Here is a 24,764-nt window from a genome sequence, read left to right as displayed (position 1 = left end):
CGTGTCGTCCTCCCGTTACTCTGGGTTGTCCGCGAGGGATCTCGCCGCCCGGGCGCAGTGCGCGAGAGCCGTGCGCGCGTACCCCGGGGAGGCCCCCGCCAGTCCGCACGCCGGGGTGACCGTGACCGCCTCCGCGAGAAGCCCCGGAGACAGCCCCAGCCTGCGCCACAGCGTCCTGACACCCATGACGCTACCGGCAGGGTCTGACAATGGGCCCTCGGTGCCCGGGACGACACCGGTGAAGAGCCGGGTCCCGGCCTCCACGGCCTCCCCGATCGCGTCGTCGTCACGCTCGGTGAGCAGCGAGAAGTCGAAGGAGACGGCGGCCGCTCCGGCCCGGCGCAGCAGGGCGAGCGGCACATCCGGGGCGCAGGAGTGGACCACGACCGGCCCCGCCCCGTGCACCCCGACGAGGTCGCGCAGCGTCTGCTCGACGACCTGCCGGTCGACGGCCCGGTGGGTGCGGTAGCCGCTGGCGGTCTTCACCTGGCCGCGCAGGACGGCGGTGAGGGACGGCTCGTCGAGCTGGAGGACGAGCTGCGCGCCGGGGATCCGCCGCCGCACCTCGCCGAGGTGCAGCCGCAGCCCCTCGGCGAGGGAGGCGGCGAGGTCGCGGCAGGCGCCGGGGTCGGAGAGGGCGGCCTCGCCGTTGCGCAGCTCCAGGCCGGCCGCGAGGGTCCAGGGTCCGACGGCCTGGACCTTCAGCGGCCCCTCGTACTCCTGCGTGAACTCCTCCAGCGCGTCGAGGTCCTCGCCGAGCCAGGAGCGGGCCCGCTTGGTGTCGCGTCCCGGCCGGTCCCCGAGCCGCCATCCGCTGGGCTCCACGCGCGCGTACAACTCGACGAGCAGGCCGGCGGTCCGTCCGATCATGTCCGCGCCGGGTCCCCGGGCGGGCAGTTCGGGCAGGAAGGGGAAGTCCTCGAAGGTGCCGGTGACGGTCTTGGCGGCCTCACGGGCGTCGCCGCCCGGCATGGATCCCACACCGGTGGCGGCGCCGAACCTGAACTGGCTGTTTTCACTCACCGGAGAAGCCTACGCAGCGCCTGAGCCGGGGTCAGCCTCCCGGGCGCACCGTCAGGTCGTTGACCTCCGCGTCGCGCGGCAGGTCCAGGGCCATGACGATCGTCGTGGCGACCGATTCCGGGTCGATCCACCTCGAGGCGTCGTACTCCTTGCCCTCCTGCTGGTGGACCTTGGCCTGCATGGGGCTGGCCGTGCGGCCGGGGTAGACCGAGGTGACCCGGACCCCGTTGCCGTGCTCCTCGTGGCGCAGGGAGTCGGCGAGGGCCTTCAGGCCGTGCTTGGAGGCGGCGTACGCGGACCAGTCGGCGTGGGCGTTGAGGCCGGCGCCGGAGTTGACGAAGAGCACATGGCCGCGGGCGGCGCGCAGTTGCGGCAGGAAGTGGCGGGTCAGCTCGGCGGGGGCGATCAGGTTGACGTTGAGCTGGTGACGCCAGGCCTTGGGGGTGAGCTCGCCGACCGGGCCGAGGTCGACGACCCCGGCGATGTGCAGCAACGAGTCCACGCGGTCCGGCAGCGACTGGTGGGAGAAGGCCCAGGAGAGCCGGTCCGGGTCGTCGAGGTCTCCGACCAGGGTCGCCGCCCCGGGGAACTCGGCCGCCAGCTCCTTGGCGCGGCCCGCGTCGCGCGCGTGCAGTACGAGCTCGTCCCCGCGCGCGTGCAGGCGGCGGGCCACGGCCGCGCCGATGCCGGAGCCGGCTCCGGTGATCACATGAGTAGCCATGCCCGCCATGCTCGCATCAGCACGGTGTCACTCGACGCCCCGGCTCCACCGCCCGTGCGCGCATCCCGGGCGGTTCACTCGGCGCCCCCCGGCCCTCCGCCATACGCGCATCACGCGCGGTTCACTCGATGCCCCGGCTCTCCTCCAGGTACGCCAGCGCCCCCACCGGCTCCTCGGCGAAGAACACCAGGTCGGTGAGCGGCCGGGGCAGGAAGCCCTCGGCGTCCATGCGGCGGAACTGCTCCTTCAGTCCGTCGTAGAAGCCCGCGGTGTTGAGCAGCACCACCGGCTTGTCGGTGTGCCCGTGCTTCTTCAGCTCCAGGATCTCGGTCGCCTCGTCGAGCGTGCCCGTCCCGCCGACCATGATCACCACGGCGTCGGCCCGCTCCAGGAGCAGCTTCTTGCGCTCGGCGAGGTCCTTGGCGACGACCATCTCGTCGACGCCCGGGCGGGCCTTGGCCGCGAGGAACTGCACGGAGACGCCGGCCAGCCGGCCGCCCGCCTCCTGCACCCCGTCGGCGACCACCTTCATGAGGCCGACGTCGGAGCCGCCCCAGACGAGCGTGTGGCCGCCCTTGCCCAGCAGCGTGGCGAACTCCCGCGCCGGGCGGGTGTAGCGCTCGTCGAGGTCGGCGGCGGACAGGAAGACACAGATGTTCATGAACCCACCGTACGGGCCCGGTCCCCGGTGGCGGTGACCCGCATTTTCGACTGCCGGTGCGGCAGCCGCTCCCAGTCGTCCATGAACCGGGCGTGCAGGCCGTGCCGCGCGGCGAGGTCGGTGAGCGTGCGGGTGCGGTAGTAGAAGTCCTCGTGCAGGACCTGGTGCTCCTCGCCCTCGGTGCGGTCGAAGGTGAAGTCGAAGAAGCCGCCGGGCGCGAGGATCCGGCCGACGTGGGCGAAGCACTCCTCGATGACGTGCAGCGGCGAGTGCGAGAAGACGCTGTGCGCGTGCACGACGTCGAAGTGGGCGTCCGGCAGGAAGGCGAAGGTGAGGTCGCCGGCGAGAGCCAGGTAGGGCAGTTTGGGCTGGAGCTTCTCGGCCACGAGGGTGTCCTGGGCGGCGAGCAGGATGTGCGGCGAGATGTCGATGCCGTAGTAGTGCCCGGTGTCGAGGTGGTCGATGAACAGCCGCCCGGCGCGCAGGTTGCCGCAGCCGATCTCCAGCATCCGGTGGTGCGGCAGGAGGCCGTGGCCCACCAGGTAGTCGAACTGCATGCGGCCGATCCGCGCCCACTGTTCACGCGAGGGGTTGTGCCCCACCGCCGCCTCGGTGCTGCGGGCCGCGTCCGAGGCCATGACGGCCCGGTAGTACGCGATGTGGTCGGGGTGGCGCAGCCGCAGCCAGGCGTCCCGCACCACGCGCCGGGCGTGCGCGGGCACGCGCTCCGGGTGGCGCACGGCATACCGGACCTGGTGGAGCAGGCGGGAGCGGTTTCCGGCCGGTTCCGTGGCGCGCATGGGGGCCTCCTGCCGCGGGGGGAAGAACTCCGCTTCAGCGTGCGCTGTACCGGTGGAGTCGGCTACCCGAGGAGGGACGATCGTGACCCGAGGACATCGCATCACCGTCGAGCGCAGCGGCGGGCACGTACGCGTGGTGCACGGCGGGCAGGTGCTGGCCGAGAGCGACCGGTCACTGGTGCTGCGCGAGACGGGCTGTCCCGAGCGGTACTACATCCCGGCCGAGGACGTGCGCCTGGACCTGCTGACACCGTCCGGCACGCAGACCCACTGCCCGTTCAAGGGAACGGCCTCCTACTGGTCGCTGCCGGACGCGGAGGACCTCGTCTGGGCGTATCCGGATCCCAAGCCGGACGTCGCCGAGATCAAGGACCACCTGTGCTTCTACGAAGTGGACGTGCTCTGATCGGCTGACGCGCCGCCCGCTTCACCGATGAACACCGCGCCGTGCGGCAGTCTGCATGAGCATGGACAAGAAGATCCTTTCGCGCGACGGCACCCGCATCGCCTACGAGAGCACCGGACGCGGCCCCGCGGTCGTCCTGGTGAGCGGCGCGATGTCGACGGGCGGCACCCTGGCGCCGCTGGCCGTGTCGCTCTCGGAGCGTTTCCAGGCCGTGGTGTACGACCGGCGGGGCCGCGGCGCCAGCGGTGACACCGCGCCGTACACCGTGGAACGTGAGGTCGAGGACCTGGCCGCCGTGATCGAGGCGGTGGGCGGCGAGGCGCTGCTGTACGGCATCTCCTCGGGCGGGGCCCTGGCGCTGGAGGCGGCGGCGAGCGGGCTGCCGGTGCGGCGCGTGGCCGTCTACGAGACACCGTTCGCGATGTCGGAGGAGGGCGCCAGGGAGCGTGCCGAATACACCGGGCGGCTGACGGAGGCGCTCGGCGAGGGGCGGCGCGGGGAAGCGGTCGAACTTTTCCTGCGGCTGACCGGTCTCGCCGAGGGCATGATCCAGGGCGCCCGCCAGTCCCCGATGTGGGCCGGGATGGAGGCGATGGCGCCGAGCCTCGCCTACGACGACGCCGTGATGGGCGACGGCACCGTCCCCCGCTCCCGGCTGGGCTCGGTCGGCGTCCCCGTCCTGGCGGTGGCGGGCGACGCGAGCCCCGAGTGGCTGCGTGAGGCGGCCCGGGCGATCGCGGAATCGGTTCCCGAGGGCACCTGTCGCACGCTCCAGGGGCAGACGCACATGGTCGAGCCGAACGTGCTGGCGCCGGTGCTCACGGAGTTCTTCAGCCGGGACTGAGCCGGGCGGCACGGGGCACGCCCGCGGCACGGGTTGCACGTTCGAGGCGCGGGGTCACGCGGGAGGCCCGGGGGCACGCGCGCGTGGAGCCGCCCCCGGCGTCCGCGAGGCGGATCAGGCCACGCCGGCCGTCGCCCGGGTCGTCGACGCGATGGTCGCCGAGCCCACCACGCGCGTGCCGTCGTACAGCACGATCGCCTGGCCGGGGGCGACGCCGCGGACGGGCTCGGTGAAGGTGACAGCCAGGGAGCCTTCCACGACTTCGGCGGTCACCTCGGTCTCGCCTCCGTGGGCGCGCAGCTGGGCCGTGTAGGTGCCGGGGCCGGCGGGGGCGGCGCCGCACCAGCGCGGCTTGACGGCGGTGAGGGCGCTGACGTCCAGGGCGGCCGCCGGGCCGACGGTCACCGTGTTGTCGACCGGCGAGATGTCGAGGACGTAGCGCGGCTTGCCGTCGGCGGCCGGGGTGCCGATCCGCAGGCCCTTGCGCTGGCCGATGGTGAAGCCGTACGCGCCCTCGTGGGTGCCGATCTTGGTGCCGGTCTCGTCGACGATGTCGCCCTCGGAGCGGCCGAGCCGGTTCGCGAGGAAGCCCTGGGTGTCGCCGTCGGCGATGAAGCAGATGTCGTGCGAGTCGGGCTTCTTGGCCACGGCCAGGCCCCTGCGCTCGGCCTCGGCGCGGATCTCGTCCTTGGTGGTGACGGTGTCGCCGAGCGGGAACATCGCGTGGGCGAGCTGCCGGTCGTCCAGCACGCCGAGGACGTACGACTGGTCCTTGGCCATGTCGGAGGCGCGGTGCAGCTCGCGGGTGCCGTCCTCGCGGACGATCACCTGGGCGTAGTGGCCGGTGCAGACCGCGTCGAAGCCCAGCGCGAGCGCCTTGTCGAGCAGGGCGGCGAACTTGATCTTCTCGTTGCAGCGCAGGCAGGGGTTGGGGGTGCGGCCGGCCTCGTACTCGGCGACGAAGTCCTCGACGACGTCCTCGCGGAAGCGGTCGGCGAGGTCCCACACGTAGAACGGGATGCCGATGACGTCCGCGGCGCGGCGGGCGTCGCGCGAGTCCTCGATGGTGCAGCAGCCCCGCGCGCCGGTCCGGAAGGATTGGGGGTTGGCGGAGAGCGCGAGGTGGACGCCGGTCACGTCGTGGCCCGCTTCGGCCGCGCGGGCGGCGGCGACGGCGGAGTCGACTCCGCCGGACATGGCGGCCAGGACGCGGAGGGGACGGGGGCGCTGCGGGGTCTCAGTCATAACCCTTCCAGGGTACGGGGCGCGGGAACCAGGACCGCCGGGTATCCGTTGACGATCACATGGGACAGCGGAAGGCTTCGAGGGACGGCGACCGGAAGGTCGGCCGCCGCGCGCTGCTGATCGGCGGCACGGTGGCCGCGGCGGGCTCCGCCGTGCTCGCCCGGGACGAGCTGGCGCGTCTGTGGTGGCGGACCCCAGGCGTCGAGAAGCCGCGCAAGGAGGGCGAGGTCGACTACGCGGGCGCGCGCTGGGTCGCGGCGTCGGAGGCGAACTGGCGCCGTGCGGACCGGCCCGACGACTACGGCATAGACATGGTGGTCGTCCATGTCACGCAGGGCAGCTTCGACAGCGCGGTGAAGGCCTTCCAGGACCCGGGGCACAAGGCGGCCGCGCACTACATCGTCCGGCAGGACGGGCATGTGGCGCAGATGATCCGCGAGCTGGACGTGGCGTACCACGCGGGCAACCGCGACTACAACGAACGCAGTGTCGGCATCGAGCACGAGGGCTTCGTCGACCGCCCGCAGGACTTCACGGACGCGATGTACGAGGCCTCTGCCCGGCTCACGGCCCGCATCTGCGCCCGCTACGGCATACCCGTCGACCGCGAGCACATCATCGGCCACGTGGAGGTCCCGGGCACGGACCACACGGACCCGGGGCGGCACTGGGACTGGGAGAAGTACATGCGCCTGATCCGCCGGGCGCGTACGAGCCCGGTCTGATCTCCGGGGCTCGTCGGCACCGGGTCCTTACGTCAGTCCCGCCGCCCTGGCCCGTTCCACCGCCGGGCCGATGGCCTTGGCCAGGGTTTCGACGTCGGCCTCGGTGGAGGTGTGGCCGAGGGAGAAGCGCAGGGTGCCGCGGGCCAGGTCGGGGTCGGTGCCGGTGGCGAGGAGGACATGGCTGGGCTGGGCGACGCCGGCGGTGCAGGCGGAGCCGGTGGAGCACTCGATGCCCTGGGCGTCGAGCAGGAGCAGCAGGGAGTCGCCCTCGCAGCCGGGGAAGGTGAAGTGGGCGTTGGCCGGGAGGCGGCCCTGCGGGTCCGGGTCGCCGCCGAGGATCGCGTCCGGCACGGCCGAGCGGACCGCGGTGACGAGGCTGTCGCGCAGGGCGCCGATCTCGCGGGCGAACCACTCGCGTTGCTCGGCGGCGAGCCGTCCGGCGACGGCGAAGGAGGCGACGGCGGGCACGTCGAGGGTGCCGGAGCGCACATGCCGCTCCTGACCACCGCCGTGCAGGACGGGTACGGGGGTGTGTTCGCGGCCGAGGATCAGCGCGCCGATGCCGTAGGGGCCGCCGATCTTGTGGCCCGAGACGGTCATCGCGGCGAGGCCGGAGGCGGCGAAGTCGACGGGGATCTGACCGAAGGCCTGCACGGCGTCCGAGTGCAGCGGCACCCCGAACTCGGCTGCCGCGTCGGCGAGTTCACGGACGGGCAGGATCGTCCCGATCTCGTTGTTCGCCCACATGACGGTGGCGAGGGCCACGTCGTCGGGGTTGCGGGCGATCGCCTCGCGCAGGGCGTCGGGGTGGACGCGGCCGTGGGGGTCGACCGGCAGGTACTCGACGGTGGCGCCTTCGTGCTCGCCGAGCCAGTGCACGGCGTCGAGGACCGCGTGGTGCTCGACGGGGCTGGCGAGGACGCGGGTGCGGGCCGGGTCGGCGTCGCGGCGTGACCAGTAAAGGCCCTTGACGGCGAGGTTGTCGGCCTCCGTGCCGCCCGAGGTGAAGACGACCTCGCTGGGGCGGGCGCCGAGGGCTTCGGCGAGGGTCTCGCGGGCCTCCTCGACGGTGCGGCGGGCCTGCCTGCCGGATGCGTGGAGGGAGGACGCGTTGCCGGTGGCACCCAGCTGGGCGGTGAACGCCTCAACCGCCTCCGGGAGCATCGGGGTGGTCGCGGCGTGGTCGAGGTAAGCCATGGTGAGCCCGATTCTACGGCTCCCCTTCGACCGGCCTCAGAGCAAGGCTGGCCGATCGTGAACCGCTTTCCGGCGCGGCGACGGCCCGTCGTCCCCGGGCCCGGCCGCGGCGTACCGGCGGACGGCTGTCCGACGGCGGCTCAGAAGCTCCACGAGATGGTGCTGTCGAACTCCATGAAGGCCGCGAGGACCAGCAGGTCGGCGACGCCCAGGCCCAGACCCAGCAGCGCGCGGCCGCGGCGCTCGGTGCCGCGCCACAGGGCCACACTCGCCAGCACGATGGCGATGGGGCCGAGGAAGAGGTTGAGCACGAGCAGGCCGAGCAGGCCGAGGATGAAGGACGCGACGGCCATGCCGTCGGTGTCACGGATACCGGTGCGGCGCGAGGCCGGAGCGGTGAGCTGCATGGTGAACGACTCCCGAATTCGGATCGAAGGGCTGGTGGGCGGTGTCAGTGGGCCTGCGTGTGGCGTCGGCGGCCGCGCTCGCGGAGCGCGAAGATGCCGAGCCAGACGGCGATGACGGCGCCGACGGCGACGGAGAAGGTGAGCGGTGCGTGGGCCACGGTGCCCAGGACGACGCCCAGCAGGAGGAGTGCGGCGACGATGAACAGCACGGGAAACAACCCCCAGGGTTTCGGTGAACGGTTGTGGTTACAGTTGTTCACTGACTTCCCAGCCTAACGCCTCTCATGACTTTCCAATTCCAGAGAACAGTTGTTAACTGCATGGTATGAGTCACACCCTCGGCATCCGGCAGGCCCAGAAGCAGAAGACCCGTCAGGCACTCCTCGACGCGGCCCTCGTGCTGCTGGAGGAACAGAGTCTGAGCAGCCTGGGACTGCGCGAGGTCACCCGCGCCGTCGGTGTCGCCCCGACCGCCTTCTACCGCCACTTCCGCTCCACGGCGGATCTGGGCGTGGCCCTGGTCGAGGAGGCGCTGGGCAGCCTGCACCCGATGATCCGGACGACGGTGTCCACGACGGGCGACCGCGAGGAACGCGTCGTGCGCACCATCGACTTGATCGCCCGTCACGTCGACGGGTACCCCGCCCATGTCCGTTTCATCGCTCGTGAGCGACATGGCGGAGTTCAGCCGGTTCGGGAGGCGATAAGGGGCCAACTGGCCCGGTTCGCCCAGGAGGTCAAGGACGAACTGGCCAAGGACCCGGTCTCGGAGGGCTGGAGCCAGGACGACCTGCTGATGCTCGCGCATCTCTACGTCGACCAGATGCTGAGCACGGCGTCGCTGTTCCTGGAAGCCCTGGAGGGACCGGAGGAGGAGCGCCCGGCCCGGACCCGGCAGGTCGCGCAGCTGGCGACCCGCCAGATGCGGCTGATCGGCCTCGGCCGCCATCACTGGCTGGATTGACACCCGTACGACGCACAGGGGCGGCGCGCCCGTTCGCCGGACGCGCCGCCCCCGCCGTGCCCGGGAGAGCCGGACTCGTCTTCTTGCTCCTGCCGCGCCCTCTCCGGCGCCTGCCGCTCAGCGAGGCGGAGTTCAGCCCAGACGGACGCGCGCCAGCTGGCGGGACTGCGCGACCAGCCGGTCCGCGCTGTCCCACACCTCGGCGTCCTCCTCCAGGAAGCCGCCGGCGAGGTTGCGTGTGGTGATCGACACCCGCAGCGGGCCCGGCGCCGGGCGGCACCGGACGTGCACGGTCAGCTCGACGGTCGGCACCCAGCCCTTCAGTCCGAGCTCGAAGGCGGTGGGCGGCAGGGCGTCGACCGCGAGCAGCAGGGAGAGCGGGTCGTGATCGCGCCCGTCCTTGAGTCCGAACCAGGCCCGCATCTCACCCTTGCCGGAGGGCTGCCCGAGGGCCCAGCCGAGGGTGGACGGGTCGAGCTTGAGCATCAGGCGCTCGGTGATCGCCGAGCTGCCGTCCACGGGGGCGGGTCCGTCCTCCGGGCCGAAGCAGTGCTCCAGCGGCGGGATCGCGGGCGGCCGGGCCGTGGTGCGGACGTCGTCGGGGAGGGTGTCCAGGTCGCCGTAGGAGGCGAGGACCCGGATGCGTTCGACCTCGCGCCCCTCGTCGTCGTACTGGAAGAGGGAGGCCTGGCCGGTCGACAGGGTGCGGCCGGTGCGGACGACGTCCGTGCGGACGACCGCGGGGCCGGGCTGGGACGCGGTCAGGTAGTGCGCCGAGATCGTGAAGGGGTCGGCGTGCGGCAGGGCGTCCGCGAGGGCGCGGCCCAGGACGGCCAGCAGGTAGCCGCCGTTGACGGCGCTGATGATCGTCCAGCCGGCGGAGAGGTCGATGTCGTAGACGCCCGGCGCGCGGCGGGTGAGCGCGGTGTCGCGGTCGAACTCGCTGTCGCCGATCGTGGCCCGGGCGGCCGGGGCGGTGGCTGCTTCTGGCATGGCTGAACAGTACAAGAACTAACTACTAAGCGGTAGCTTTGTGACCGCGACGCAGGTCATACGCCTCCCCTGCCGCCCCGGTCACGCCTTGGTGAGACACGGGCAATTTCTCGGTAAGTGTCCGACTCATCCGTAAACCCCCGTACGCCGTCCGTCCTCTGTAGGGGCATGAGCCTCACCGGAACCCCGTTCCTCTGCACGCTGGTCGTCCTGTCCGTCGCCGCCCTGGTCCTGCCGCTGGTCCTCTGGTCGCGCATCCGCGGGCCCCGGTTCACGCGCGTGGCGGCCCGGGCGCTGATGCTGCTGTTCGCGCAGGGGACGGCCGTGGCGCTGGTCTTCACCCTGGTCAACAACGCCGACAACCTGTACGACAACTGGGCCGACCTGCTCGGCACCGGCGACCACGTGGAGCAGGCGGCGAATCTGGGCGCCGACGGCACCGGCGGCATCGCGCTCACGCGGCTGCCCAAGGCGCGCCAGACCTTCAAGCCCGCCACCGGACCCGGGATGGGCGCGGCCGGCGGGGTACGGGTGACCCAGCTCGCGGGCCGGGTGTCGGGGGTGAACGCCGAGGTCTACGTCTGGCTGCCGCCGCAGTACGGCGAACCGGCCTACCGGCACCACCGGTTCCCGGTCGTGGAGCTGCTGCCCGGCTACCCCGGCTCGGCGAAGGCGTGGTTCGGCTCGCTGTACGCGCACGAGCAGCTGGAGCCGCTGATGCGTGACGGGCGGGTGGCCCCGTTCATCCTGGTCGCGCCCCGCACCAACCTGCTGGCCGCGGTGGACACCGGCTGCGCGAACGTCCCGGGCACGGTCGACGCCGACACCTGGCTGAGCGTCGACGTGCCGAAGATGGTCATGGACAACTTCCGCGCCCAGCCCGCGCCGCAGGGCTGGGCCGTCGCCGGCTACTCGGCCGGGGCGCACTGCGCGACCAGGCTCGCCGTCGCCCATCCCGACCGCTACCGGGCCGCCGTCAGCATGTCCGGCTACAACGACCCCGGCGGCGAACGCGATTCGCTCACCGCGCAGAGCCCCGCCCTGCGCTCCGCGAACAACCCGCTCCTGATGCTGCGCAGGTCGGTCGTCCCGCCGCGGATCGCGCTGTACCTCTCCGGCCAGCCGCGCGACGGCTACCAGGACGCCGTGGCCATGCAGCAGGCCGCGAAGGCACCGACGACCGTGCACGTCGTGTACATCCCCAAGAGCGCGGGCGGACACAACATGGCGCTGTGGCGGCCGCAGGTGGTCCCGGCGTTCCGCTGGCTGACCCAGCAGATGGGCATCGGCCGGGTCACGGCAGGACGGGCTGCTCCTCCTCGCTCACCGTCGACCTCCGGTGCCACGCCCGCGGAGCTCGCCAGTGGTACCGCATCGCGAGCAAACGCAGTACGAAGGCGGTGATCACCGCGAGAGAGCTGGTGAACGGGTTCAGGGCGTCGTAGCGGATGCAGAGGGCGGCCAGGGCGGAGCCGACGATCGCCGGGACCGCGTACAGGTCTCGGTCCCAGCGCAGCAGGGAGGGGACCTCGTTGGCGAGGACGTCCCGCAGCACACCGCCGCCCACGGCGGTGGTCAGCCCCAGACCGGCGGAGGCGGTCAGGCCGAGCCCGTACTCGTACGCCTTGATCGTGCCGGCGACGCAGAACAGGCCGAGGCCGGCCGCGTCGAAGACGTTCACCGCGATCTGGATGCGCTCCACCTGGGGGTGCAGGAAGAACACCAGGAGGGTGGCGAGCAGCGGGGTGAGGAAGTACCCCAGGTCCGTGAAGGCGGCCGGCGGTACGGCCCCGATGACCAGGTCGCGGAACAGCCCGCCGCCCAGCGCGGTGACCTCGGCGAGGACGGCCATGCCGAACACGTCGAAGTTCTTGCGCACGGCCAGCAGGGCGCCGGAGATCGCGAAGACGAAGATGCCGATGAGGTCGAGCGTGTGCTGGACGGACGGGCTGAAGAGTTGCTGGAGCACCCGGACATCTTCCCCTGCGGTCGGGCGACGCCCCATCCCGCCTGCCTGAAGCCCGGTGAACACCGCAGGGCCGGCAGGAGTACCTGCCGGCCCTGTGGCCGTCGTGGTCGTCGCGGCGCAGCGACAGGCCGGTGAGCGGGGAGCTCAGGCCTTGGAGCCGGTGGCGTCGCCCTTCTCGGCAGCGGAGCTCTCCCCCTCGGAAGAAGCCTCCGCCACGGCCGCCGACGTCTGCGCGGACTCCTCCAGCACCTCGTCCGGAACGAGCTCCGCGGCTTCCTTCGCCGCGGTGAGCAGCACGGTGTCCTGCGGGGCCTGGTCCTCGAAGTTCTCCGGGTGATGACAGGCGACCCGCTGGCCGGGCGTCAGCTCGACGAGCACCGGTTCGGTCGTCTTGCAGATCTCCGTGGCCTTCCAGCACCGCGTGTGGAAGCGGCAGCCGCTCGGCGGCGAGATCGGCGACGGTACGTCGCCCTTGAGCAGGATGCGCTCGCTCTTGGCCGACTTGCGCCGCGGGTCCGGGATCGGCACCGCCGACAGCAGGGCCTTGGTGTACGGGTGCATCGGCGACCGGTAGAGCTGGTCCCGGTCGGCCAGCTCGACGATCTTGCCGAGGTACATCACCGCGATACGGTCCGAGACGTGCCGGACGACCGACAGGTCGTGCGCGATGATCACATACGTCAGGCCGAGTTCCTGCTGGAGGTCGTCGAGCAGGTTGACGACCTGGGCCTGGATCGACACGTCGAGCGCGGAGACCGGTTCGTCGGCCACGACCAGCTTCGGATTGAGCGCGAGCGCGCGGGCGATGCCGATGCGCTGGCGCTGGCCGCCGGAGAACTCGTGCGGGTAGCGGTTGTAGTGCTCGGGGTTGAGGCCCACGACCTCCAGCAGCCGCTGCACTTCCTTCTTGATGCCGCCCTCGGGCGTGACGCCCTGGAGCTTGAAGGGGGCGCCGACGATCGTGCCGATGGTGTGGCGCGGGTTCAGCGAGGAGTACGGGTCCTGGAAGATCATCTGCACGTCCCGGCGGAGCGGACGCATGCCGCCGACACCGAGGTGCGTGATGTCCTTGCCCTCGAACTCGACCGTTCCCGCGGTGGGTTCGAGCAGCCGCGTGATCAACCGGCCCATCGTCGACTTGCCGCAGCCCGACTCGCCCACGACACCGAGGGTTTCGCCGGCCCTGACCTCGAAATCTATGCCGTCGACCGCGCGCACCGCACCGACCTGCCGCTGCAGCAGCCCCTTGCGGATCGGGAAGTGCTTCTGCAGCCCGGTCACCTTCAGCAGAACGTCGCCCGGAGCCGCGTCCCCGTTGAGGGTTGCCGCGCCGGATGCGCTCGCCTCGGTGCCGTCGCTCTCGGCGGGAGTGGTCACAACGGTGTCCTTGGAGTTCTCGCTCACAGCTTCGGCGCAATCTCTTCGGTCCAGATCCGCTCCCGCTGCTCCCTGGACATGTGGCAGGCGGCCCAGTGCCGGCTTCCGGCTTCGGTCAGCTCGGGGCGGACCGTGCGGGTGACGTTGTCCTTGGGGACGTCGGCGTACGGGCAGCGCGGGTTGAAGGCGCAGCCGGACGGGACGTTGATCAGGGAGGGCGGGGATCCCTTGACCGGGATGAGGCGCTCCTGCTGCTCACGGTCGAGGCGCGGCATCGAGCCGAGCAGCCCCCAGGTGTAGGGGTGGCGGGGCTCGTAGAACACCTGCTCGGCCGGGCCTCGTTCGACGCAGCGGCCTCCGTACATCACGAGGAGATCGTCGGCGAGTTCGGCGACGACCCCCAGGTCGTGGGTGATGATGATGACCGCGGAGCCGAACTCCTTCTGCAGGTCCCGGATCAGGTCGAGGATCTGCGCCTGCACGGTCACGTCGAGGGCGGTCGTCGGCTCGTCCGCGATGAGCAGCTCGGGGTTGTTGACGAGCGACATCGCGATCATCGCACGCTGGCGCATACCGCCGGAGAACTCGTGCGGGTAGCTGTCGACGCGCTTGTCCGGCTGCGGGATGCCCACGCGGTCGAGCATCTCGACCGCCCGGCGGCGCGCGACCTTCTTGCTGACGTCGTGGTGGATCCGGTACGCCTCCACGATCTGCTGGCCGATCGTGTAGTACGGGTGCAGCGCGGACAGCGGATCCTGGAAGATCATCGCCATCTGACGACCGCGCAGCTTGCGCACGTGGTCGGGGTCGGCGGACAGCAGCTCGGTACCGTCCAGCCAGATCTCGCCCGAGAGCCGCGCCTTGCGCTTGCCGTACTGGCCGGCGGTGTGCAGACCCATGATGCCCAGCGAGGTCACCGACTTGCCGGAGCCCGACTCGCCCACGATGCCGAGGGTCTTGCCCTTCTCCAGCTGGAAGCTGAGCCCGTCGACGGACTTGACCAGGCCGTCGTCGGTCGGGAAGTGCACCTTCAGGTCGCGCACTTCCAGGAAGGCGGTCGGTGCCGTGGAGTCACTCGTGGGCTCGCCCACGGCCGCTCCGGTCTTGCTGAGTTCGGTCATGCGAGCCTCACTCGGGGGTCGATCACGGCGTACAGGACGTCCACCACGAGGTTGGCGATGAGCACCGCGACGGAGGTGATCAGGGTGACGCCCAGGATAATGGGCAGGTCCTGGTTCTTGATCGCGTTGAGTACGGCCTGGCCCAGGCCGGGCAGGCTGAAGGTGGTCTCGGTCAGGATGGCGCCGCCGATGAGGGCGCCGAGGTCCATGCCGAGCATGGTCAGGATGGGTGTCATCGTCGAGCGCATGGCGTGCTTGCGGATGACGGCCTGTTCGCGCATGCCCTTGGCACGGGCGGTACGGATGTAGTCCTCACCGAGGATCTCCAGCATGGTGGCGCGGGTGATCCGGGCGTACATCGCGGCGTACAGGAACGCCAGGGTTACCCACGGGAGGATCATGCCGCCGAGCCAGCCGGTGAAGCTCTCCTCGATGGGCACGTACTCGGCGTTGATCCAGCCCAGCCCGTAGGAGAAGACCGCCAGGCTGAGCAGCCCGGTGAAGTAGATGGGGAGGGAGACGCCCGCGAGGGCGATCACCATCGCACCGCGGTCCCACATGCTGCCCCGCTTGAGAGCGGAGAGGACACCCGCCGCGACACCGAACAGCAGCCACAGCACGGCCGCACCGAGCGCGAGTCCCAGGGTCACCGGGAATCGGTCGGTCAGTACCGGCCAGATGGCCTGTTCACTGCGGAACGAGTAACCGAAGCACGGTGCGGCGCAGTGGGTGACGTCGCCGCCGCCCGCATAGGTGCGGCCCACGAAGATGCCTTTGAAGAACTCCCAGACCTGGACGAAGATCGGGTCGCCCAGACCCAGTTTCTGGCGCACGGCCTCGACGGCAGCCGGGTCGGCCTGCTTGCCCACGAAGCTGGCGGCGATGTCGACGCCCGCCCACTTGGGGACGAGGAAGAAGATGCCGAAGACCACCATGATGATGACCGCGAGCATCACTACGGCGGCGAACAGCCGCCTGATCAGGTAAGCGAGCACAGATCTCGGCCCGCTGCGGACCTCGGGCCACCGGAGGTCTTCCGGTGGCCCTGGGTCACGCCGCGCCGGCCTTCACCTGCCTTTCGTGCCGTACGGCGGGTGTGCCGGTTACTTCGCGGACTTCAGGCCGAGGTTGACGAAGTCGTACATGCCGCTGTACGCGTCCGTCGTGTAGACGTTGGCCAGACGGCTGGAACGCCAGTTGATGAACTTCTCGAAGACGAAGGGCAGGTAGTAGCCGCCCTCCATGACCTTGTGGTTGATCTCCGTGGCGATCTTGGTCTTGCCCGCGTCATCCAGAGTGGTGACGTACTTGTCGAACAGGCCGTCGATGGCCTTGTCCTTGATCAGGGCGAAGTTGTTGTTGCCGCTCTCCAGGATGTAGCTGCTGTCCCACAGCGGCAGACCGTAGCCCTGCACGGACGGGAAGTCCGGGCCCCAGCCCATGATGATGATGCCGTAGCCCTTCTTCTTCACGTTCGAGGGGCTGCCGATGATGCCGGAGCTCTGCGAGCCGTCGTACTGGTCGATGTCGGCGGTGATGCCGACCTTCTTCAGCGACGCCTGGAGGGACTCGGCGGTGGCCACCTCGGACGGCTTGTTGTTGCGGACCGCGATGGTGGTCTTGAAACCGTTCGGCTTGCCGCAGGCCTTCAGGGCTTCCTTGGCCTTGGCGGCGTTGCCCTTCTTGTTGGCACCCGCGATCTCGTACGGGTCGTACTTCTGGCCCTCGGCGCCCGGGACGGCCGGCGGCAGCATGTTGGTGCCGATGTCACCACCGGCGATGGGGCCACCGCGGGCGGTCTGCAGCGACACGTGGTCGGCGCCGTAGATCACGGCCTTGCGGCACTCGATGTTGTCGAACGGCTTCACGCTCTGCGGGAAGACCGCGTAGCGGATGTAGCCGGAGACCGGGTTGTCCAGGTTGCCCTTGTGCTGCTTCAGGGCGGTGGTGCGGCCCTGCGGGGACATACCGGTCTGGTTGATGTCCAGGTCGTAGTCGCCCGCGATCAGGCGCGCGTCCATGTCGTTGGCGTTGGAGAAGAACTTGACCGTGATCTTGTCCGGGTTCGCCTTGCGGATCGGGTCCGAGGCCTGCTTCCACTCGGTGTTGCGGACCAGCGTCAGGTCCTTGCCCGGGTTGTACGACTGGAACTTGTACGGACCCGAGGAGAACGGGTGCAGGCCGTACTTGGACTTGGTGTCCTTGTCCTGGCGGACCGGGGACGCCGAGGTCAGGGCCAGCATCTCCTCGAAGTCGGAGTTGGCCCGCGGCAGCTTGAAGACGATGGTCTTGTCGTCGGGCGTCTCGATGGCCTTCAGACCCAGCTTGTCCGCGGACTTGTCCTTGTACGGGCCCTGGTACTCGCCCTTGGGGTCGAGCACGTCCTTCAGGTAGACCGGGCCGCCGGACAGCACGTCCTGTGCCCAGACGCGCTCGATGCCGTACTTGACGTCCTTGGACGTGATCGGCTTGCCGTCCTCCCACGTGACACCCTCACGCAGGGTGTACTGGTAGGTCTTGCCGTCGTCCGAGATCTTGGCGAGCCCGGTGGCGAGGTCAGGCGTCAGCTCGGTGCCGGCCTTGCCCGGCTCCGTCTTGCTCGTGACGAGCTGGCGGCTGTAGTAGCGGGAGAAGTTCCACATGAAGCCGTAGTAGCCGCGCGTGGTGTCCCACGAGTCGGCGTCCTGGGCACCGGCGAACTTCAGCGTGCCGCCCTTCTTGGCGAGCGAGGCCTGGGCGACCTTGTTGTTCGCGGCGTCGAAGCCCGCCGCCCCGTCCTTCGACCCCTCGTCGCCGTTGCCGCCGCCGCACGCCGCCGTGGTCAGCAGTGCGGCGACCACGGCCGCAGCGGCCATGGCCTGCTTGCGCCGCCCTGAGGTGCGTTGGGTAGTCACGATCTCGGATCCTCCGGATAGATGAGAGACCCCGTGCCAGGTGTCACGGGTCGCTGTTTGTACGGCAGTTCAGCGGGAACCCTTCGGGTCGAGCGCGTCACGCACGCCGTCACCGAAGAGATTGAAGGCAAGGACGGTGATGAAGATCGCCATGCCCGGGACCACCATGTACATGGGGTCCGAGTCGTAGTAGTCGATCGCGCTCGACAGCATCTGCCCCCAGGAGGCCGTTGGGGGCTTGACACCCACACCCAGGAAGCTGAGTGCCGCCTCGGTGAGGATGTTGGTGGGGATCATCATCGTCGTGTACACGATGATGGGCGCGACGAGGTTGGGCAGCAGCTCCTTGAAGAGGATGTAGAACCGCCCGGCGCCGAGCGACCGGGCCGCCTCGACGTACTCCCGCTCGCGCAGCGAGAGCGTCTGGCCGCGCACCACGCGTCCGATGTAGGGCCACCCGAAGAAGCCGATGACCAGGATCATCACGAACAGACGCACGCCGGTGCCGGTCAGCCCCAGCATCTGGTTCGGCATGACGGAGACCAGGGCGATGATGAACAGCAGCTGCGGGAAGGCCAGCAAGCCGTCCATCACACGGCTGACGACGGCGTCGACCCAGCCGCCGAAGAAGCCCGCCAGAACACCCAGGACGGTGCCGATCACGACGGCGACGATCGCGGACAGGAAGCCCACGAGGAGTGAGATCCGGGCGCCGTAGATGATGCGGGCGAAGATGTCACGGCCGCTCACCGGCTCGACACCCAGCAGGTGATCACCACTGATGCCGCCCAGCGCTCCCGTGGGGGTGCCGAACAGCGGGTCGATCAGGTCCTCGTGGTGCGCCTCGGGATCCTGGCCCACGAGGCTCGTGATGACCGGCGCGAGGAGGGCGATCGCGATGAGCACGAGCACCATGACGCCACCCGCCAGCGCGAGTTTGTCCCGTTTCAGGCGCTCCCAGGCGATCCTGCCGAGAGAACGGCCCTGTACGGCTTTCACACCGGCGCCGACAACTGCCGCTTCCTCGGCCGCACTCGGAGCCGCTTCCGCGGTCGGCTCGTGCAATGGTGCCGTCATCAGGCAGGGACCCCTCTTCTCAACCGGCGGTGGCCGGCCCGCGCATTCCGCTGTAGCGGCGTGATCAGTCCGTCGTACGCAGGGGTGAAACTCCCCTGGTGCGGGGAGTCTTCAACGCTTCAGCGTTTCGCTGCCAGACTTGACGATGAAAGGATGCGCAAACGTGATGCTGTCTGCGGGATTCCGTTATCCGGACAAGGGGCGACGGGGATCGGTCGCGGACAGACCTGGACATTTGACGCAGGCTAGATGATTTCGCCGCTATCTACGCGCGAAGACGCGCCTCTGTCACGCTCGATGAGGATGAGGGCGGGCGAAGCTCAGTACCGGCCCTGGACCGGAGGGTAGCCGTAGCCGGAGGCCGGGGCCTGGACGGGCGCGGTGGCGTGGGCCTCACGGTCGTAGAAGGGGCGCGCGTTCTCGCGCAGCCACATCGCGACCGGGTCGTGCTCGTCGGACATGGCGACGGTCGACACGGGCAGCCCGTCCGGTACGGCGCCGAGGGACTGCTGCATCATCGCGCGCACCGAGTCCACGGCCGGCGGCGAGGTGTCGTACACATCCAGTCCGATGGCGAGGTACGGCGCGCCGAGCGCGGGCTGCACCCAGGCGCGGCGCAGCGAGCGGACGGCCGGGGTGCGGTGGGCGTTCTGCGCGAGCAGGGCGTAGAACTGCGGGATCTCGATGGCGGGTTCGGACAGGCGCAGGGGTCCGGCGGGCTGGCGGTCCAGGCCCGTGGCGATGCGGCGCAGGTCGAGCCACGGGATACCGACGCCGCCGCCGGGGGCGTGCGGGTTGAGCCAGAGGCCGTAGTGGTCGGGGTAGAGGGCGCGGGCGACGTCGAGTCCGTCGATCACCTCGTACGAGCGGTTCCAGCCGCTGGCGGAGAGCTCCTGGGCGGAGGTCACGCAGGGGGCGTAGCCGTGTCCGTCGACGTCCATGTTCCCGTACTGGGCGTCGGGGGAACCGGCCTGACCGTGCCAGAGGAGCATCCAGATCTGGCCGGTGTGCGGGGTCGCGAGCGCGCGCAGGAGTGCCTCGTAGGCGTCGTAACGCCCGGGCGTGACCTGGCGCAGCATGTGCTCGACCTGTCCGGCCGCGGCCGTGCCGCTCGCGCTCACCTTTACCGCCCCTTCGTACAACGCCTCGACGGTGCCCTAGCTTAAGCCCGCAGGGGAGCCAGGGGATTATGCCGTGGGGCGGGTGCGGGTCGTGTGTGGTTGATCGCGCCCACGCGGCGGAGCCGCATGATGTCACAGCCCCGCGCCCCTGCGGCGATGTCCTACCGCTGGTAGAAGGGCCGGACCCGTTCCCTCATCCAGTTCCCCACGGGATCCTCCGTCACGTCCAGGAGGACCAGGTTGACCGGCCACGGGGCCGGGGCGGCGGTGACGGCGCGGGTGAGGGCGTCCAGGGGGAGGACGCGCAGGTCGCCTTCCCACTGGGAGAGTTCGACACCGACGAACATCACCGGGTCGGCGGTCTCGATCGCGGCGAGGCAGCGGCGGGCGGTGACGACGACGCCGGTCGCCTCGAACTCGGCGGCCGCGGCGGCGAGGAAGTCCACCGGGTCGTCCTGCCAGTCGGGCTCGAAGAGGCGGACCCGGCCGCCGCTCGCGGGGCCGTCCAGCGGGGTCCGGCCGGCCCGGCACAGCTCGGCCACGGCCGGCGGCGGCAGCGGGATACCCACCACCCCGCCCGGGTTGACGGCTATCCCCGCGTGCGGAGGAAGGCCGCGGGCGAACTCCACGGCGGGCGCGATGGTGTACGACATGTGCGAGCCGGCGACCTGGCGGAACTGCTCCTCGGAGCTGAACACCGGCACGAACGCCTGGCCGTCGATCTCGATGCCCGGCAGGTCGAGGGGGCCGCTGTGCGGGCCGCCGCCGTTGGGCAGCGGGATCCACACGAAGCTCCGGCCGAGCACCTCGACGATCCGCCCGCCGGCCGCCGGTCCCGCGCCGAGGGAGGCCGAGAGCACCTCCTCCAGCTCGTTGCCGGGCCAACCACCGTGCGGGTGGGTCTGCGTCCGCGCCGGGAAGTCCGCGGAGAAGTCCGCCGGGATGTCCATCTGCCTACCGCCTGCCTGGAACCACTGCTGTGGGTCAAAAGGCTAACGGCTGACGGATGCCGGGCGGCAGGAGGAAGGCCGGATGGTGGACGACCGCGCGGGCTCAGCCCGTGAAGCCGATTCTGCGGAGGCCGTTCGCCGCGTCCCGGTCGGCCAGGACGGCCGAGGCGCAGCCGGCGGGGAGGTCGCCACGCTCCACCGCGCGCAGGAGGCGGGTGCTCGCCGCGCGGTGGCGCAGGAACGCGTAGCGCGAGACGCCGCGGCCGCGGTCGCGCTGGCCGGCCAGGGCCTGTTCGGGACTGACGTCGAGGAGGAGGAGGTGCAGGGCGCCGCCGCGGCGGCCGGCCTCGCGGGCGAGCCAGCGGCGGACCCAGGCCTGCGTGCCGCAGTCGTGCACGACGACGCCCTCGCCCGTGCGCAGGGCGCGCCGCAGCCCGGCGTAGTGGGCGAGGCGGACGAGCGGGCGGTAGAGCGCGTACGGCAGGGCACGCGGCATGCGGCGGGCCCAGTGGTCGCGGGTGTCCTGGGAGTCGATACGCCGGCCCGGGACGGTGCGCCGCATCAGCGTGGACTTGCCGCTGCCCGGCAGTCCCGTGACCACGACGAGGTCGCGGGGGCCGAACAGCAGTGCGTGCGGGCTCCGGCCGGCACGGTCGCGCAGGTCGCGGACGACCGGCGCCGGTGCCGGGGCGCGGACCGCCCGGGCCGGTGCGGCCGGCTGCTCGGGCAGCGCGATGCCCGTCGTCGCGTACGCGGTGGTCCTGTTCACCGTGATCGTCCTCCCCTGGGGCCAGGTACGGAGTCCCATCCCCGCCGAGTGTAAAGAGAAGGTAATGCCGCAGGCCTCTCATTTACGTGCCCGTCCTGCAACAGGGCTGCTACAGGTCGCTGCGTCCGGCGCGACGGACTCGTGCACTCCCTGGAAAAGGTCCCCCTGCCGCGCCGGAAGGATGCGTGCAATGATGTGCCCGCCAACTGCATACCGGCCGTTTGAATCCGCGCGGGAGAGTTCCCAGCAGCAGCTGTCGCTGGGGCGCCGAAGGAGCAAGTCCCTCCCTTGAATCTCTCAGGCCCCGTTACCGCGCGGGCGAGGCACATCTGAAAAGCGGGCCGCCCCCTCCTCATGACAGGGGTGGCTCCACCCAAGGTGCAAGTCACGACCCGTGCGGTCATGGCGAACCTCTCAGGTTCCGATGACAGATGGGGAGGAACGACCTCGCCCTCCCCCACGCTCGAACGAGCTCGCGCGGGAGGTACCCCCATCGCCTCTGGGAGACGACCGACCGTGAGCAGTACAGGAGAACTCCGTCACACCGCGCTCGATGCCCTGCATCGCTCGCTCGGCGCGACGATGACCGACTTCGCCGGCTGGGACATGCCCCTGCGCTACGGCTCCGAGCGCGACGAGCACACCGCGGTGCGCACGAAGGCCGGGCTCTTCGACCTCTCCCACATGGGCGAGATCACCGTCACCGGCCCGCAGGCCGCCGCCCTCCTGGACTTCGCCCTGGTGGGCAACATCGGCGGTGTGAAGCCGGGCCGGGCCCGCTACACCATGATCTGCCGGGCCGACGGCGGCATCCTCGACGACCTGATCGTCTACCGCCTGGGCGAGACCGAGGCCGCTTCATCCGAATACATGGTCGTCGCCAACGCCTCCAACGCCCAGGTCGTGCTGGACGCGCTGACCGAGCGCGCCGCCGGCTTCGACGCCGAGGTGCGCGACGACCGGGACGCCTACGCGCTGATCGCCGTCCAGGGACCCGAGTCGCCCGGAATCCTGAAGTCCGTCACCGACGCCGACCTCGACGGCCTGAAGTACTACGCCGGTCTGCCCGGCACCGTCGCGGGTGTCCCGGCCCTGATCGCCCGGACCGGCTACACCGGTGAGGACGGCTTCGAGCTGATCGTGAAGCCCGAGCACGCCGTCGAGGTGTGGCAGGGCCTGACCAAGGCCGGCGAGGGCGTCGGCCTGGTCCCGTGCGGTCTTTCCTGCCGCGACACGCTGCGCCTGGAGGCGGGCATGCCGCTGTACGGGCACGAGCTGACCACCTCCCTCACCCCCTTCGACGCCGGGCTCGGCCGGGTGGTGAAGTTCGAGAAGGAGGGCGACTTCGTGGGGCGCGAGGCCCTGCGCGAGGCCGCCGGGCGGGCCGAGCAGAACCCGCCGCGCGTGCTGGTCGGCCTGGTCGCCGAGGGCCGTCGGGTCCCGCGCGCCGGGTACGCGGTCGTCGCCGGCGGCGAGGTGATCGGCGAGGTCACCTCCGGTGCCCCCTCCCCCACCCTCGGCAAGCCGATCGCGATGGCGTACGTCGACGCCGCGCACGCCGCACCCGGCACGACCGGCGTGGGCGTGGACATCCGGGGCAGTCACGAGCCGTACGAGGTCGTGGCGCTGCCGTTCTACAAGCGCCAGAAGTAGACACTGGCCCAAGGGCCGCGGCAGCGACTCCGCGCCCGTCGTCCCAGCTCACCAGCAGTCCCCCCTTCCACAGCACTCCCGCGCGTACAGGAGAATCCAGGCCATGAGCAACCCCAACGAGCTGCGCTACAGCAAGGAGCACGAGTGGCTGTCGGCCGCCGAGGACGGCGTCTCGACGGTCGGCATCACGGAGCACGCGGCCAACGCGCTCGGCGATGTCGTGTTCGTCCAGCTTCCCGAGGTCGGTGACTCCGTGTCCGCCGGCGAGACCTGCGGCGAGCTGGAGTCGACCAAGTCGGTGTCCGACCTGTACTCCCCCGTCTCCGGTGAGGTCACCGAGGTCAACGAGGACGTCGTGAACGACCCGTCGCTGGTGAACTCGGCCCCCTTCGAGGGCGGCTGGCTGTTCAAGGTGCGGGTCACGGACGAGCCGGGCGACCTGCTCTCCGCCGACGAGTACACCGCGTTCTCCGCGGGCTGAGGGAGTCGCATGTCCGTCCTGAACACACCCCTGCACGAGCTCGACCCGGCCGTCGCCGCGGCGGTCGACGCCGAGCTGCACCGCCAGCAGTCCACGCTCGAGATGATCGCCTCGGAGAACTTCGCGCCGGTCGCGGTCATGGAGGCGCAGGGCTCGGTCCTCACCAACAAGTACGCCGAGGGCTACCCGGGCCGCCGCTACTACGGTGGCTGCGAGCACGTCGACGTGGTCGAGCAGATCGCGATCGACCGCGTCAAGGAGCTGTTCGGCGCCGAGCACGCCAACGTCCAGCCGCACTCGGGCGCCCAGGCCAACGCCGCCGCGATGTTCGCGCTGCTCAAGCCGGGCGACACCATCATGGGCCTGAACCTCGCGCACGGCGGGCACCTGACCCACGGCATGAAGATCAACTTCTCCGGCAAGCTCTACGACGTCGTCGCCTACCACGTGGGCGACGACGGCCGGGTCGACATGGCCGAGGTGGAGCGGCTGGCCAAGGAGTCCCGGCCGAAGCTGATCGTCGCCGGCTGGTCGGCGTACCCGCGGCAGCTGGACTTCGCGGAGTTCCGCCGGATCGCGGACGAGGTCGGCGCGTACCTGATGGTCGACATGGCCCACTTCGCCGGGCTCGTCGCGGCGGGGCTGCACCCCAACCCGGTGCCGCACGCCCACGTGGTGACCACCACGACCCACAAGACCCTCGGCGGCCCGCGCGGCGGTGTGATCCTCTCCACGGCCGAACTGGCCAAGAAGATCAACTCCGCGGTCTTCCCCGGTCAGCAGGGCGGCCCGCTGGAGCATGTGATCGCCGCCAAGGCCGTCTCCTTCAAGGTCGCCGCCTCGGAGGACTTCAAGGAGCGTCAGCGCCGTACGCTGGAGGGTGCCCGCATCCTGGCCGAGCGTCTGGTGAAGGACGACGTCCGGGCCGTGGGCGTGGACGTCCTGTCCGGCGGCACGGACGTGCACCTCGTCCTGGTCGACCTGCGCCACTCGGAGCTGGACGGCCGGCAGGCCGAGGACCGGCTCCACGAGATGGGCATCACCGTCAACCGGAACGCCATCCCGAACGACCCGCGCCCGCCGATGGTGACGTCCGGTCTGCGGATCGGCACACCGGCCCTGGCCACCCGCGGGTTCCAGGCCGAGGACTTCGCGGAGGTCGCGGACGTCATCGCCGAGGCGCTGAAGCCGTCCTACGACGCGGAGGCCCTCAAGGCCCGGGTGAAGGCCCTGGCCGACAAGCACCCGCTGTACCCGGGCCTGGACAAGCACCTGGGGTGAGGCTGTTGACCGCGGCCTGGACGGCCGCGCGCATGTCGGTGCCGGTGTGGACCGTGCTGCCACCGCGCCGGGCGGTCCAGGTGCC

General features: G+C 70.8%; 26 protein-coding genes and 2 riboswitches. Of the genes, 8 read left to right on the top strand and 18 right to left on the bottom strand.

Features of this window, described 5'->3' with window-relative positions; translation table 11 throughout:
- Window positions 1-15 precede the first annotated feature (15 nt).
- The 4 genes from ABTX60_RS11155 to ABTX60_RS11140 all read right to left on the bottom strand — a co-directional run bounded on the left by ABTX60_RS11155 (window position 16) and on the right by ABTX60_RS11140 (window position 3,205).
- Window positions 16-1,023 carry a methionine synthase gene (locus tag ABTX60_RS11155; RefSeq protein WP_352096816.1) on the bottom strand — a complete coding sequence of 336 codons (1,008 nt, stop codon included), beginning with the start codon at window positions 1,021-1,023 and terminating at the stop codon, window positions 16-18.
- Between the two features lie 31 nt (window positions 1,024-1,054).
- Window positions 1,055-1,744: an SDR family oxidoreductase gene (locus tag ABTX60_RS11150; RefSeq protein WP_352096815.1), complete on the bottom strand. Its 690-nt coding sequence runs from the start codon at window positions 1,742-1,744 to the stop codon at window positions 1,055-1,057.
- A gap of 121 nt (window positions 1,745-1,865) precedes the next feature.
- Complete coding sequence (locus ABTX60_RS11145) at window positions 1,866-2,405, bottom strand: LOG family protein (RefSeq protein WP_033313276.1); 540 nt, start codon at window positions 2,403-2,405, stop codon at window positions 1,866-1,868.
- Window positions 2,402-3,205, bottom strand: a complete 804-nt coding sequence (locus tag ABTX60_RS11140; RefSeq protein WP_352096814.1) for a class I SAM-dependent methyltransferase — start codon at window positions 3,203-3,205, stop codon at window positions 2,402-2,404. Before ABTX60_RS11140 ends, ABTX60_RS11145 begins: the two co-directional genes overlap by 4 nt.
- Window positions 3,206-3,287: 82 nt before the next feature.
- Here ABTX60_RS11140 and ABTX60_RS11135 point away from each other — a divergent pair, with 82 nt between their 5' ends.
- Both ABTX60_RS11135 and ABTX60_RS11130 read left to right on the top strand, forming a co-directional pair.
- A complete protein-coding gene (locus ABTX60_RS11135; protein ID WP_352096813.1) occupies window positions 3,288-3,611 on the top strand; it encodes a DUF427 domain-containing protein in 324 nt (107 codons plus the stop codon).
- Window positions 3,612-3,672: 61 nt separating this feature from the next.
- Complete coding sequence (locus ABTX60_RS11130; RefSeq protein WP_352096812.1) at window positions 3,673-4,455, top strand: alpha/beta fold hydrolase; 783 nt, start codon at window positions 3,673-3,675, stop codon at window positions 4,453-4,455.
- A gap of 114 nt (window positions 4,456-4,569) precedes the next feature.
- On the opposite strand, the gene mnmA is transcribed toward ABTX60_RS11130, so the two are convergent.
- Window positions 4,570-5,700 carry a tRNA 2-thiouridine(34) synthase MnmA gene (gene mnmA, locus ABTX60_RS11125; RefSeq protein ID WP_352096811.1) on the bottom strand — a complete coding sequence of 377 codons (1,131 nt, stop codon included), beginning with the start codon at window positions 5,698-5,700 and terminating at the stop codon, window positions 4,570-4,572.
- Window positions 5,701-5,759: 59 nt separating this feature from the next.
- On the opposite strand from mnmA, the gene ABTX60_RS11120 reads away from it, so the two are divergent.
- On the top strand, window positions 5,760-6,425 hold the full coding sequence (locus ABTX60_RS11120; protein ID WP_352096810.1) for an N-acetylmuramoyl-L-alanine amidase: 666 nt from the start codon (window positions 5,760-5,762) through the stop codon (window positions 6,423-6,425).
- 27 nt (window positions 6,426-6,452) lie between these two features.
- On the opposite strand, the gene ABTX60_RS11115 is transcribed toward ABTX60_RS11120, so the two are convergent.
- The 3 genes from ABTX60_RS11115 to ABTX60_RS11105 form a co-directional block, all read right to left on the bottom strand.
- A complete protein-coding gene (locus ABTX60_RS11115) occupies window positions 6,453-7,622 on the bottom strand; it encodes a cysteine desulfurase family protein (protein WP_352096809.1) in 1,170 nt (389 codons plus the stop codon).
- 140 nt (window positions 7,623-7,762) lie between these two features.
- Complete coding sequence (locus ABTX60_RS11110; protein WP_031103607.1) at window positions 7,763-8,029, bottom strand: hypothetical protein; 267 nt, start codon at window positions 8,027-8,029, stop codon at window positions 7,763-7,765.
- Between the two features lie 44 nt (window positions 8,030-8,073).
- Window positions 8,074-8,238, bottom strand: a complete 165-nt coding sequence (locus tag ABTX60_RS11105; protein WP_031103608.1) for a hypothetical protein — start codon at window positions 8,236-8,238, stop codon at window positions 8,074-8,076.
- 116 nt (window positions 8,239-8,354) lie between these two features.
- Between ABTX60_RS11105 and ABTX60_RS11100 the strand changes: the two genes are divergently transcribed.
- A complete protein-coding gene (locus ABTX60_RS11100; protein ID WP_352096808.1) occupies window positions 8,355-8,993 on the top strand; it encodes a TetR family transcriptional regulator in 639 nt (212 codons plus the stop codon).
- A gap of 132 nt (window positions 8,994-9,125) precedes the next feature.
- Here ABTX60_RS11100 and ABTX60_RS11095 read toward each other — a convergent pair whose 3' ends face one another.
- Window positions 9,126-9,986, bottom strand: coding sequence for a thioesterase family protein (locus ABTX60_RS11095; RefSeq protein WP_352096807.1), 861 nt, complete (start codon window positions 9,984-9,986; stop codon window positions 9,126-9,128).
- Window positions 9,987-10,154: 168 nt separating this feature from the next.
- Here ABTX60_RS11095 and ABTX60_RS11090 point away from each other — a divergent pair, with 168 nt between their 5' ends.
- Window positions 10,155-11,390 carry an alpha/beta hydrolase gene (locus tag ABTX60_RS11090; RefSeq protein ID WP_352096806.1) on the top strand — a complete coding sequence of 412 codons (1,236 nt, stop codon included), beginning with the start codon at window positions 10,155-10,157 and terminating at the stop codon, window positions 11,388-11,390.
- On the opposite strand, the gene ABTX60_RS11085 is transcribed toward ABTX60_RS11090, so the two are convergent.
- From ABTX60_RS11085 to ABTX60_RS11045, 9 genes are all read right to left on the bottom strand, one after another.
- Window positions 11,281-11,955 (bottom strand): trimeric intracellular cation channel family protein, encoded by a 675-nt coding sequence (locus ABTX60_RS11085; protein ID WP_352096805.1) that lies wholly within the window; start codon window positions 11,953-11,955, stop codon window positions 11,281-11,283. The genes ABTX60_RS11090 and ABTX60_RS11085 overlap by 110 nt on opposite strands.
- Before the next feature lie 144 nt (window positions 11,956-12,099).
- Entirely contained in the window at window positions 12,100-13,332 is a 1,233-nt protein-coding gene (locus ABTX60_RS11080) for an ABC transporter ATP-binding protein (RefSeq protein ID WP_502992307.1), read from the bottom strand.
- Window positions 13,333-13,355: 23 nt separating this feature from the next.
- Window positions 13,356-14,453 (bottom strand): ABC transporter ATP-binding protein, encoded by a 1,098-nt coding sequence (locus ABTX60_RS11075; RefSeq protein WP_352096803.1) that lies wholly within the window; start codon window positions 14,451-14,453, stop codon window positions 13,356-13,358.
- Window positions 14,450-15,448, bottom strand: coding sequence for an ABC transporter permease (locus ABTX60_RS11070; RefSeq protein ID WP_352096802.1), 999 nt, complete (start codon window positions 15,446-15,448; stop codon window positions 14,450-14,452). The genes ABTX60_RS11075 and ABTX60_RS11070 overlap by 4 nt, the downstream gene beginning before the upstream one ends.
- Before the next feature lie 108 nt (window positions 15,449-15,556).
- Window positions 15,557-17,347, bottom strand: coding sequence for an ABC transporter substrate-binding protein (locus ABTX60_RS11065; protein WP_352096801.1), 1,791 nt, complete (start codon window positions 17,345-17,347; stop codon window positions 15,557-15,559).
- Between the two features lie 69 nt (window positions 17,348-17,416).
- Entirely contained in the window at window positions 17,417-18,424 is a 1,008-nt protein-coding gene (locus ABTX60_RS11060) for an ABC transporter permease (protein ID WP_352096800.1), read from the bottom strand.
- A 320-nt stretch (window positions 18,425-18,744) separates the two neighbouring features.
- A complete protein-coding gene (locus ABTX60_RS11055; RefSeq protein ID WP_352096799.1) occupies window positions 18,745-19,545 on the bottom strand; it encodes an enhanced serine sensitivity protein SseB C-terminal domain-containing protein in 801 nt (266 codons plus the stop codon).
- Window positions 19,546-19,706: 161 nt separating this feature from the next.
- Window positions 19,707-20,495 (bottom strand): enhanced serine sensitivity protein SseB, encoded by a 789-nt coding sequence (locus tag ABTX60_RS11050; RefSeq protein WP_352096798.1) that lies wholly within the window; start codon window positions 20,493-20,495, stop codon window positions 19,707-19,709.
- A 103-nt stretch (window positions 20,496-20,598) separates the two neighbouring features.
- Window positions 20,599-21,264, bottom strand: a complete 666-nt coding sequence (locus ABTX60_RS11045) for an AAA family ATPase (protein ID WP_352096797.1) — start codon at window positions 21,262-21,264, stop codon at window positions 20,599-20,601.
- A gap of 222 nt (window positions 21,265-21,486) precedes the next feature.
- A riboswitch (glycine riboswitch) is annotated at window positions 21,487-21,587 on the top strand.
- Window positions 21,588-21,705: riboswitch (glycine riboswitch) on the top strand.
- Window positions 21,706-21,780: 75 nt separating this feature from the next.
- Here ABTX60_RS11045 and gcvT point away from each other — a divergent pair.
- The 3 genes from gcvT to glyA all read left to right on the top strand — a co-directional run bounded on the left by gcvT (window position 21,781) and on the right by glyA (window position 24,679).
- The gene (gene gcvT / locus ABTX60_RS11040; protein ID WP_352096796.1) at window positions 21,781-22,917 is read left to right on the top strand and encodes a glycine cleavage system aminomethyltransferase GcvT; all 1,137 of its coding nucleotides are present in this window, start codon (window positions 21,781-21,783) and stop codon (window positions 22,915-22,917) included.
- 103 nt (window positions 22,918-23,020) lie between these two features.
- Window positions 23,021-23,398 (top strand): glycine cleavage system protein GcvH, encoded by a 378-nt coding sequence (gene gcvH / locus ABTX60_RS11035; protein ID WP_234845364.1) that lies wholly within the window; start codon window positions 23,021-23,023, stop codon window positions 23,396-23,398.
- Between the two features lie 9 nt (window positions 23,399-23,407).
- Window positions 23,408-24,679: a serine hydroxymethyltransferase gene (gene glyA / locus ABTX60_RS11030; RefSeq protein ID WP_352096795.1), complete on the top strand. Its 1,272-nt coding sequence runs from the start codon at window positions 23,408-23,410 to the stop codon at window positions 24,677-24,679.
- The last annotated feature ends 85 nt before the right edge of the window (window positions 24,680-24,764 follow it).

Origin of the sequence: Streptomyces sp. NPDC126510 (genome assembly GCF_040302345.1) — a bacterium.
Classification (GTDB): Bacteria; Actinomycetota; Actinomycetes; order Streptomycetales; family Streptomycetaceae; genus Streptomyces.
This window is presented reverse-complemented; position numbering and strand designations above follow the sequence as displayed.

Bases quoted from the DNA above. Each gene is read 5' to 3' on its own strand.
- ABTX60_RS11150 (WP_352096815.1), bottom strand. From the start codon at position 1,744: ATGGCTACTCATGTGATCACCGGAGCCGGCTCCGGCATCGGCGCGGCC.
- ABTX60_RS11145 (WP_033313276.1), bottom strand. From the start codon at position 2,405: ATGAACATCTGTGTCTTCCTGTCCGCCGCCGACCTCGACGAGCGCTAC.
- ABTX60_RS11140 (WP_352096814.1), bottom strand. From the start codon at position 3,205: ATGCGCGCCACGGAACCGGCCGGAAACCGCTCCCGCCTGCTCCACCAG.
- ABTX60_RS11130 (WP_352096812.1), top strand. From the start codon at position 3,673: ATGGACAAGAAGATCCTTTCGCGCGACGGCACCCGCATCGCCTACGAG.
- mnmA (WP_352096811.1), bottom strand. From the start codon at position 5,700: ATGACTGAGACCCCGCAGCGCCCCCGTCCCCTCCGCGTCCTGGCCGCC.
- ABTX60_RS11120 (WP_352096810.1), top strand. From the start codon at position 5,760: ATGGGACAGCGGAAGGCTTCGAGGGACGGCGACCGGAAGGTCGGCCGC.
- ABTX60_RS11115 (WP_352096809.1), bottom strand. From the start codon at position 7,622: ATGGCTTACCTCGACCACGCCGCGACCACCCCGATGCTCCCGGAGGCG.
- ABTX60_RS11110 (WP_031103607.1), bottom strand. From the start codon at position 8,029: ATGCAGCTCACCGCTCCGGCCTCGCGCCGCACCGGTATCCGTGACACC.
- ABTX60_RS11100 (WP_352096808.1), top strand. From the start codon at position 8,355: ATGAGTCACACCCTCGGCATCCGGCAGGCCCAGAAGCAGAAGACCCGT.
- ABTX60_RS11095 (WP_352096807.1), bottom strand. From the start codon at position 9,986: ATGCCAGAAGCAGCCACCGCCCCGGCCGCCCGGGCCACGATCGGCGAC.
- ABTX60_RS11090 (WP_352096806.1), top strand. From the start codon at position 10,155: ATGAGCCTCACCGGAACCCCGTTCCTCTGCACGCTGGTCGTCCTGTCC.
- ABTX60_RS11075 (WP_352096803.1), bottom strand. From the start codon at position 14,453: ATGACCGAACTCAGCAAGACCGGAGCGGCCGTGGGCGAGCCCACGAGT.
- ABTX60_RS11060 (WP_352096800.1), bottom strand. From the start codon at position 18,424: ATGACGGCACCATTGCACGAGCCGACCGCGGAAGCGGCTCCGAGTGCG.
- ABTX60_RS11050 (WP_352096798.1), bottom strand. From the start codon at position 20,495: ATGGACATCCCGGCGGACTTCTCCGCGGACTTCCCGGCGCGGACGCAG.
- gcvH (WP_234845364.1), top strand. From the start codon at position 23,021: ATGAGCAACCCCAACGAGCTGCGCTACAGCAAGGAGCACGAGTGGCTG.
- glyA (WP_352096795.1), top strand. From the start codon at position 23,408: ATGTCCGTCCTGAACACACCCCTGCACGAGCTCGACCCGGCCGTCGCC.